Source organism: Microcystis sp. M165S2 (assembly GCF_020245885.1).
In the GTDB taxonomy this organism is placed as follows: Bacteria; Cyanobacteriota; Cyanobacteriia; order Cyanobacteriales; family Microcystaceae; genus Microcystis.
The window spans coordinates 1-9,092 of record NZ_JADBTZ010000165.1 but is presented as its reverse complement, the minus strand read 5'-3'; the positions used below and the strand labels follow the sequence as shown (position 1 = coordinate 9,092).

Genomic DNA, 9,092 nt, shown 5'->3' with positions numbered 1-9,092 from the left:
TTTAGACTTTTTGTCAATCAAAAAGTACCGGACTGGGAGTGATCAGGGGGAAAATTCCGGGACTTTTTCCCTGAAAATTAGGTAGTTGACCACCTGAAAATCGGTAAAACCCTACACCCCACACCCCACACCCCACACCCTGCCCCCAAGAAAAACTTTTTGCCGCAAACCCTATGTAGCCTATACTCAACGGATTTAGTATTAGTTGAATAATCGTTGCAGAAAAGTGCTTCGATCCCGCAGGAAAACCTGAGCGCAATTACGCCCCGGCATTCCCGAAATTGAGCCGCCGGGGTGAGTTCCTGCCCCAGTTAAATAAAGGTTTTTAATTGGGGTTTTGTAGTTAGCTATTTCCGGCAAAGGACGCAGGAAAATCATCTGATCTAAGGTCATATCAAGATGATAGTAATTACCTTTATAGGAACCCAAACGATTAGCTAATTCGGCCGGACTTTCCACCCGACGGGCAATAATGGCGGATTTGAGATTTGGGGCATAATCGGCCAGTTTATCAAGAACTCGATCGGCCACGCGATTTTTTAATTCTTCCGTCCATCCCGTGCCGTTTAATCCCGTTCCCTCGGCCCCGGCAATCTGATAGGGGGCAAAAAATTCGATCCAGAGGGTATGCTTGCCTTGGGGAGCCATGGAGGGATCGAGAATAGTGGGTACATCTAGGTACATCGAGGGATTTTCGTCGGGAATCTGCCCCAAAATCGTTAAAGCGTGGGCCTGTTCAACGTGACGCACGGAATCGGCGATGAGAATCGTTCCCTGTAAATACTCCTCTTTGTGATCGTAAGCCTCGAACCTTGGTGCTTCGGCGAGGGCGCAATCAATTTTAAGAATTGTTTCATTGTTATTGACAATTCGCCGTTCTACCCTTTCTCGCAATTCTGGATCGGCGGCATCCACATCGGCGGGGGCGACTAACTGTAAAAAGACTCGTCTAGCGTCAATATTAGAGATAACACCCGCTTTTGCCAGATATTCTTGTCCAGAGTCCACTCTAACCCCGATCGCTTGTCCTTCCTCCATTAGAATCTGTTTAACCTTCTGCTCGGTTAAAATCACCCCACCGAGACTGACAACACATTTCACCAGAGCCTCGGTTAGTGCGCCCGTACCACCACGAGGGCGAGCCACCCCGGGAGAATGACGCATCGCCATCATCATCATCCCGGAGGTAATGCCTTTTTGGGAGGGAGGAGCGCCAATTTCTGCCGCTAGACGAGCTAGGGGTGCTTTCACAAATTCGCTCTCAAACCACTCATTGAGGACATCTTCGGGGGAAGTAATCATCGTGCGGATGAAGTCGAGCAGTTTCTTTTTCGAGCCGATCGCTTTCCAGACACTAGCTAAGGCACTAGAGTCATAATTGCGGGCGATTCTGAGCAAATCTTGGGGCGGAGCGTTAAACCAAGGAGCGATCGCATTCAGCAACTGTCCCCAATAGTCGATAAACTGAAGGTAGCGATCGGCATCTCGCCGACAAAACTGGGCAATTGCGGCGTGAGTTTTTTCCAGAGAGCGATAGGAAAGAAAATATTGGCCGGAGGGATGGGGACAGAAAACGGTAGGATCGAAGAATAAATACTCTAATCCGTGGCGTTTTAGCTCTAATTCCTCAATTACTGGCCCCAAAAAGATAAATTCGTGATCGATCGCACAGAGATTAAACTTAAAATCGGGGGCTAGATCTGGGATAACCGCTTCTGTGGTAGCGGCTCCTCCCGGTACGCTACGCTGTTCGAGAAGGAGGACGCGATAACCAGCTTTGAGGAGATAGGCGGCACAAACTAAACCATTATGCCCCGCACCGATGAGGATGACATCGTAACTTTCCATGCAGTTTCAAAAATTCCTATTTTTAATTTTGCGCTTTTCTTGACCCTAATATGTTAAAAATAGTTAAAGATTGGCTGTTGTCAGCAGATTTCAGCGAGCAGTTATGAGTGAGCAGGTAGAAAACATTTAATTTTTCCTTTTTTTTATGAGTTCTTCAATCAAAGTCATTCAACCATCGGGTATTTTAGATGGCAACCAAGCCAGCGAATTTCGCCAAGAAATTGCCGAAGCCGTGCAGGGAGGTTCAGAGGTTATTATCGTTGATTTCAAGAATGTCACCTTTATGGATAGTTCTGGTTTAGGGGCGCTAGTTTTATCCTTAAAAACCGTGCGTTCTGCGGGGGGTAAACTATTGATCTGCTCGATTAATGAGCAGATAAAAATGTTATTTGAATTGACCGATATGGATCGAGTTTTTGAAATTTTTAATAACCGAGAAGAATTAGAACAAAAAATCCTCGGAAGTTAATTAACGAAAATCCACCTGCATGATCGAAAGATCATCCTTAAAATTACCATCAAATTGTAAAACTTGAATTTCTCCAATAAAATTATCAAGATTTTTGGCAGAATTACAGTGATAATTTTGCAAAGATTGAAGAAAGTTCTCTAGTCCCCACATCCTACCATCAGCACAATCGATCTCGTAAATTCCATCGCTAAAAAGATAAAGGCTACTGGAGAAATTCAGGGATTGAACCTGATTGATATATTCTGCTTCTGGAAACATTCCGATGGGAAAACCGGGGGCTTTCAGTCTGGTTTCAATCATCTGTCCAAAAGGTTTTTGAGTCAGGAGAACTGCCGGGGGATGACCGGCACTGGCATAGGTTAACTGTTGTTGTTTGCGATCATAAATTCCGTACCAAATAGTAAAATATTTATCATTCTTAGGGCTGATTTGATAAACTTGATTTAACCCATGTAAAACCTGATTAGGTTGATAGTAATTCACCTGAGTTAAACCACGGGAACGGAGTAAATTAATCACCGAAAGGGAAGGTAAAGCCGCTCGCAAACCATGGCCAGCCACATCTAAAAGATATAACATCAAATGGTCATTATCTAACCAATAATAATCAAATCCATCCCCCCCCAATCGACGAGAAGGAAGGAAGCGAAAATCGATAGCAAGTTTTCGAGAAATAAAAGGTTCTGGTAACAGCGATCGCACATATTCCGCCGCTTCCGCTAACTCCATTTCTAGTAATTGTTTTTGCGCTTGCAGATCATGACTTAATTGATGCAAACGAATTCCCGCCCGCACGCGCGCTCTTAACTCATTAATCTCGATCGGTTTACATAAAAAATCATCGGCCCCCGCATCCAATCCCTTCACCCGATCCTCCACCGATCCCAAAGAAGTTAAGAGGATAAAAAAAGTGGTTGACAGTTGGGGATTGAGCTTAATTTGCCGGCAAACTTCCAACCCATCGATCCCCGGCATCATCCAATCACAAATAATCATCGCTGGTTTTAGTTGCCCCGCTTGCTTTAATCCTTCTTCCCCATCACTGGCAATAAAAACCTCGTATTCCTTCCGCAAAGCGCGGCTCAAAAACGTTTGAATTACTCCATCATCATCAATTACTAGAATTCGTACCATCTTTTTTGTGACTCGACTATCTCAATCTTAACTGCTTACCCCCGACTCCCTAACAGATGACTTTGCTTGTCCCCCTCTCAGGGGATTAAATCCAGAATCGAGCTAACACATCAGTCATAGTTTGGGAAAAATGGTATAACTTCTAGCGTAAGGCATTGGAGAGGTAAGCCGGGGGTGAAGATTTCTTTTCAGGTAGATAGCGATCTCAAGTCCTTAGATAGCGTTTTAAAATATTTTGAGCAATTTAAACTGGCGGGCATTCCCCAAAAAGACTGGCTCCACTGTCAGCTTGCTCTTGCCGAAGGTTTTACCAATGCAGTCCGTCACGCTCACCGACACCTCCCCCCCGAAATCCCGATCGAGATCGAGATCGAGATTACCCGATCCCAGATGGAAATTCGCATCTGGGATCGGGGTTACGCCTTCGATTTAGAGGACTTTATCGAGAAAAACGCCTATCATGACTATAGTTTCTCTGGTCATGGGCAAGGACTGCCGATCCTCCAAAAAATCGCCGATCAACTCAGTTATACTCGCAGCGAAGATCAGCGCAACTGTCTGTTAATTATTAAACAATTTTCCCGCCATGAATCCGATCGCGCCCCTCGTTTCTCCTAGTTGGTTAGTGACTAATCTCGATCGCCCCGATCTGATGGTTATTGACTGTCGTTTTCAATTAAATGATCCCGATCTCGGTTATCAAGAGTATTTAGCCAATCATATTCAAAATTCCTTCTATTTACACCTCGATCGCGATTTATCGGCTCCCGTTGCCCGTCATGGCGGCCGTCATCCTTTACCGAATCCGCAGACGATAGCCGCTAAATTAAGCTCTTTAGGGGTGATTTCTGGTCAAACTCATGTCATCGCCTACGATGCCTCCCGTTTTGCCTTTGCCAGTCGTCTCTGGTGGTTATTACGTTATCTCGGCCATGAACGAGTCAGCATTCTCGATGGTGGTTGGCAAAATTGGTTAAATGCCGGTTATCCCGTCTCCAATCAGATACCTGTGCCGAAAACCGGCGCTTTTTTCCCCCAAGTTCAACAGGATTGGGTAGTCACGATCGAGGAGGTAAAAAGGCAAAAAGAGCAAGCGGGAGTGGTGTTAATTGATGCCAGGGAAAGCGATCGCTATCGGGGTGAAAGGGAACCGATCGATCCGATCGCCGGCCACATCGAGGGGGCGCTTAATTATCCCTGGTTAGAAGTCACCGATAGTCAGGGTTTTTCTCAACCCCCGGCCCGGCAAAAACAACGTTGGCAAGAACGGGAAGGCGATCGAGAAATTATCCTCTACTGTGGTTCGGGAGTGACAGCCTGTGTCAATATCCTTTCCCTTACCCTAGCCGGATACGACAATGTTAAGCTATATTCTGGAGGTTGGAGTGATTGGTGTTCCTACCTGATCTAACCAGCCTTGTTGATACCCATCTATCAAGAAAGATTATCAAAATGACCTAATTACTGTACAATCTCCCTATTATCACTTTTAATTATTCCGAAACTATTATCTAGTTTGTCTCCTAGACAAAAAAGCTAATTTTTATTTTAGTTGCTATCTTTTTGCTCTCAAATCACCGCTATTCCTCAAAGAATAGTCGTTTTCCCCCGTAAAATTACTAAAAAGTAATTTTATAGTTAAACTCTATAAAAAATTAGGTATGTATTTTGTATGACAGAAGCCGGTCTTTGTCATTGTAATGGTGGCGGCCGTCCGAAAGATCGCCTTTCGATTTTTGTGGATGGCAATAATATGTTTTATGCTCAACAAAAAAATGGTTGGTTTTTTGACCCGCGTAAGGTGTTAAATTACTTCACCAACGACCCGAATATTATGTTAATTAATGCCTTTTGGTACACGGGTTTAAAAGATTCCCAAGATCAAAGAGGTTTTCGCGATGCTTTAATTAGTTTGGGTTATACGGTGAGAACAAAAATTTTGAAAGAATATTATGATGATAGTTCCGGTCGGTTTTCCCAGAAAGCTAATTTAGATATCGAAATTGTCGTCGATATGTTTAATACCGTCGATCAATACGATCGAGTGATTTTATTTAGCGGTGATGGCGATTTTGAACGAGCGATCGAACTATTGCGCTCTAAAAATACTCATATTACCGTAGTTTCTACGGAAGGGATGATCGCTAGGGAATTGCGAAATGCCACCGATCGCTATATTGACCTGAATGATATTCGCAAAGATATCGAAAAAAGTGATTATTAATCGGCCTACCCTCACCCCAATCCTTCTCCCAGAAGGGGATAGGTGAGGCAATTAACCATCTCTTGTTTATTTTTCCTTGAGTCGAAATAGTAAAAACTGATTGACCTGATTCGGATTAAAATTATCATCACTGACTAAAATCAAAGAGCGACTGCCATCAGCTAATCTTGGACCGAGGGTCATTGCTTCCAAATTATCTAAATCAATCCCCAAAGTCCCTAAATCTAGTAATAATTTTTTCCGCAAGGGTTGCACCTGTAAAGCTTCTAATTCTCCCGGTATCCGAGCAATTTTCGAGGTATCAGTGGCACTCCCATTAACTACCTGAAATAGTTTCGCTCCAAAACCTTCTAAACCAAAAGTTCGCTCTAAACTGAGAAAATAACCCTCTTTTTCTAAAGCTAATAATTCCGTTAAACCGTAGTATCTCGCACCACTGGGTGGCTCATCTAACACATACAATTGTTCTGATACTAACACAGGCGCACCAATCGGATCAATAACATAATGAAGAATTCGCACTCTGAGATTTTCTGCTCTTTTTCCCGTGGGACTATCTTGAATTAACGCGTTTTCTGTGGCAGTAAACAAACGAAAAGGATCGTCTTTGAGAGTGCTGGTAATCCCTAAAGTTAAGGATTCAAACCCTAAATTATCCTGTATTCCTTTTTGATTGCTATCATCCGGTAAAAAGCGATTAGGAATTAACAAAGACTCCTTTAATTGTCCCTGCAAATCAAATTCAGCAATAAAAGGAGCAATTCCCTGTTTAACCGCACCTTCACTGGAAATAAACAAAGTTTGTCGGGGCGAAAAAGCGATACCTTCCGGGTCGATCGATCCCTTTTTAAACGTTTCTCCCTTGCCATCTTTTAGGAACGTGACTGCCTCTAAATTCACTTTTTCGATTTTTTCACCATTTATCTGCAAACTAGCCCGATAAAAGCGGGCAGGAGCTTTCTGAGAACGATCATCACTGAGGAGATAAAAGCGGTTATTGGCACGATCATAGGTAATTGCCGATAATCCCCCCACCCTTGTCCCTTGATAATCCGCTTGTGGTAATTGATATTCTCCCAAAAACTCGACCGAGAGGGGTAGAAACATTCGTTGTTCTGCTAAAACTTGCGGGGAGACACCACAGGCAGCCAGACTAAAGGTTACAATCAAACTAGCAATTAAACCCAAAATTGGGAAACGCAAATTTTCGGCAGTCAGTCTCTTATAGAATCGATCGATCACAAAATATCCTCCTCTACTACGCTCCTATCAGTCTATTATGCTACGTTTTTCTCTCAGTTTATGGCTCTGTTTGATCGGTACTTCCCTTCCTCTCCTAGCACAAACAGAAACCCCTGCACCCAATCCCCTCGAAACTCCCCTACAAAGTCCTTTATTACCCGGAATCGATCGCCCTTTAACTCCCTTGGAGCGTCGTCAACTGCTATTATACATCGATCGACGCGATGCTGAAGCTCAAGCTAAATACGATGCGGGATTAAATGAGGAAGCTTTTCCCATCTGGTATGAAGTTATTAAATTAAATCGTTATTTAGGAGCAAAAGAAGAAGTAAAATCTTTGGGAAAAGTGGGGTTAGCAGCTTGGAATCGAGATCGAACCGAGGATGTTAAATTAATTACTGCTCGTTTAAAAACTGTGCAACAAACCGCAGAAACTAACCAGACAATGGACGGAGAATTATTAGCATTACTAGGTACATCCTATGAACAGGTACGCGCTTTTAATGAGGCGATAATTAGCTATGATAAAATCCTAGCTAATGCCAGACAATCTGGCGATAACACAGCAGTAGAAGCAACTTTAAATCAACTTGGTCAAATTCATTTATCCCGTTTTGATTATCAAAAAGCCGCCCCAGTTTACGAGGAATTATTAACTATTTCTAAGACGCAGAATAATTCTTTAACTCAAGGAATTTATTTGCAAAGACTAGCAGAAATTTATCGAGAATCTCTGCAACCAGCTAACGCCGTAAAAATTAAAGAAGAAATAGCTGAAACCCAGATCAGAAATCAGCAAATACAGTTAATCCCCGCTCTAAAAATTCAAATTGGTTTAGATTACCAAGCTTTAAAAGATGCAAATAAAGCCAGCCAAAACTTTCAAGAAGCCTATTCTCTCGCTTTTGCTTTACAACAGTACGGCATCGCAGGAGAAGCTTTAAATAAGTTGGCCGAACTCTATAAAAGTTATCAACAGGTAGATTATGCTCTACAAATCTATCAAGAATTAATTAAAGTCCATGAATTGGGTTATAATTACTACGGTTTAATGAATACCTACGATCAAATCGGTCAAATTTATCTAGAGAGAAAAAATTATCCCCAAGCTTTACTTGCTTTCCAAAAAGGTGCGGAATTAGCCCAAGCTATCCGTTATCGTGAACAATATTTTCAAACCCAAATCACCCAAGTTAATCAAGCAATAAATAATCCTGAACAGTTTTGAAACCATAAGCCCTCAGGCTAGATAGTAGTGATATTCACCAGAAAAATCGCTGATTAACGGCAAAACAAAAAGCTGATAACTGATAACTGATAACTGATAACTGATAAATGGACAACTCCTATTCTGAATTAAGCGAAGACTTGCTGAAATTGGTGCAACATTTACCCCACTTGAAAGATGGTAAATGGATTCAAAGATCTCTGGAAGCAATAGTCAGAATTGCCGAGGAGGAAATCGATCGCCTGGATTGGAAAATTTTAACCTACGCGATCGAAGATCTAGAAAAGGGATTTCAGGTATTTTACCCCTACCGTCATATTCGTAAACTGACCATTTTTGGCTCGGCACGCATCAAACCCGATAGCAGTGAATACCGTCTCGCAGTAGAGTTCGCACGTCGTATCAGTCAATACGGTTTTATGGTGTTAACCGGTGCTGGAGGTGGCATCATGCAAGCAGGGAATGAAGGCGCTGGACGGGAAAATTCCTTCGGATTAAATATTCAGCTACCCTTTGAACAGGGGGCTAATCCCTATATCATAAATGATGCCAAATTAATCGATTTTAAATATTTCTTTACCAGAAAACTATTTTTTCTGCGGGAAAGTGACGCAGTAGCTTTATTCCCCGGTGGTTTCGGTACGCAAGATGAGGCCTTTGAGACCAGCAATTCTCATTTTAAGGTTTCATGACATTAAAACCCTTGCACATAGAGGGGTTAAAATTCTTTAACGAATCTCTAGATCGCTGAAACAACGCACAATCGTTTCAAAATGAGAATTGCTGCTTTGAGACGCTTACCGAAATTTTGGGTTAAAGCCCCGTCCTTTTAGGACGGCTTGATGTTAAAATAAAATTGGTTTGAATCCCCTGAGTGGGCGGTAGTGAATGGCTCGATTGAGTTGAACCCTTGAACTCGAAAGTCTGCATAAGAGACAAAAAGG

At 42.6% G+C, this 9,092-nt stretch carries 8 protein-coding genes and 1 pseudogene; 6 read left to right on the top strand and 3 right to left on the bottom strand.

The features are described from left to right. Positions 1-201: 201 nt before the first annotated feature. Entirely contained in the window at positions 202-1,848 is a 1,647-nt protein-coding gene (crtO, locus tag IM479_RS08580) for a beta-carotene ketolase CrtO (RefSeq protein WP_287686094.1), read from the bottom strand. A 145-nt stretch (positions 1,849-1,993) separates the two neighbouring features. Between crtO and IM479_RS08575 the strand changes: the two genes are divergently transcribed. Further along, a complete protein-coding gene (locus tag IM479_RS08575; RefSeq protein ID WP_052275544.1) occupies positions 1,994-2,317 on the top strand; it encodes an STAS domain-containing protein in 324 nt (107 codons plus the stop codon). On the opposite strand, the gene IM479_RS08570 is transcribed toward IM479_RS08575, so the two are convergent. After that, positions 2,318-3,454, bottom strand: a complete 1,137-nt coding sequence (locus tag IM479_RS08570) for a PP2C family protein-serine/threonine phosphatase (RefSeq protein WP_287686093.1) — start codon at positions 3,452-3,454, stop codon at positions 2,318-2,320. 174 nt (positions 3,455-3,628) lie between these two features. On the opposite strand from IM479_RS08570, the gene IM479_RS08565 reads away from it, so the two are divergent. The 3 genes from IM479_RS08565 to IM479_RS08555 all read left to right on the top strand — a co-directional run bounded on the left by IM479_RS08565 (position 3,629) and on the right by IM479_RS08555 (position 5,678). After that, the gene (locus tag IM479_RS08565) at positions 3,629-4,072 is read left to right on the top strand and encodes an ATP-binding protein (protein ID WP_287079837.1); all 444 of its coding nucleotides are present in this window, start codon (positions 3,629-3,631) and stop codon (positions 4,070-4,072) included. Continuing rightward, positions 4,041-4,865 (top strand): sulfurtransferase, encoded by an 825-nt coding sequence (locus tag IM479_RS08560; protein ID WP_287686092.1) that lies wholly within the window; start codon positions 4,041-4,043, stop codon positions 4,863-4,865. Before IM479_RS08565 ends, IM479_RS08560 begins: the two co-directional genes overlap by 32 nt. 261 nt (positions 4,866-5,126) lie before the next feature. Then, the gene (locus tag IM479_RS08555) at positions 5,127-5,678 is read left to right on the top strand and encodes a LabA-like NYN domain-containing protein (protein ID WP_002764933.1); all 552 of its coding nucleotides are present in this window, start codon (positions 5,127-5,129) and stop codon (positions 5,676-5,678) included. A gap of 66 nt (positions 5,679-5,744) precedes the next feature. Here IM479_RS08555 and IM479_RS08550 read toward each other — a convergent pair whose 3' ends face one another. Next, the gene (locus IM479_RS08550; protein ID WP_287686091.1) at positions 5,745-6,920 is read right to left on the bottom strand and encodes an esterase-like activity of phytase family protein; all 1,176 of its coding nucleotides are present in this window, start codon (positions 6,918-6,920) and stop codon (positions 5,745-5,747) included. Positions 6,921-6,957: 37 nt separating this feature from the next. On the opposite strand from IM479_RS08550, the gene IM479_RS08545 reads away from it, so the two are divergent. Then, complete coding sequence (locus IM479_RS08545; protein ID WP_287686090.1) at positions 6,958-8,148, top strand: tetratricopeptide repeat protein; 1,191 nt, start codon at positions 6,958-6,960, stop codon at positions 8,146-8,148. 107 nt (positions 8,149-8,255) lie between these two features. Continuing rightward, a pseudogene (locus tag IM479_RS08540) lies at positions 8,256-8,813 on the top strand (LOG family protein); the annotation flags it as partial. Between the last annotated feature and the right edge of the window lie 279 nt (positions 8,814-9,092).

Coding starts and splice junctions, on each gene's coding strand:
- IM479_RS08570 (WP_287686093.1), bottom strand. CDS start 3,454: ATGGTACGAATTCTAGTAATTGATGATGATGGAGTAATTCAAACGTTT.
- IM479_RS08575 (WP_052275544.1), top strand. CDS start 1,994: ATGAGTTCTTCAATCAAAGTCATTCAACCATCGGGTATTTTAGATGGC.
- crtO (WP_287686094.1), bottom strand. CDS start 1,848: ATGGAAAGTTACGATGTCATCCTCATCGGTGCGGGGCATAATGGTTTA.
- IM479_RS08555 (WP_002764933.1), top strand. CDS start 5,127: ATGACAGAAGCCGGTCTTTGTCATTGTAATGGTGGCGGCCGTCCGAAA.
- IM479_RS08545 (WP_287686090.1), top strand. CDS start 6,958: ATGCTACGTTTTTCTCTCAGTTTATGGCTCTGTTTGATCGGTACTTCC.
- IM479_RS08560 (WP_287686092.1), top strand. CDS start 4,041: ATGAATCCGATCGCGCCCCTCGTTTCTCCTAGTTGGTTAGTGACTAAT.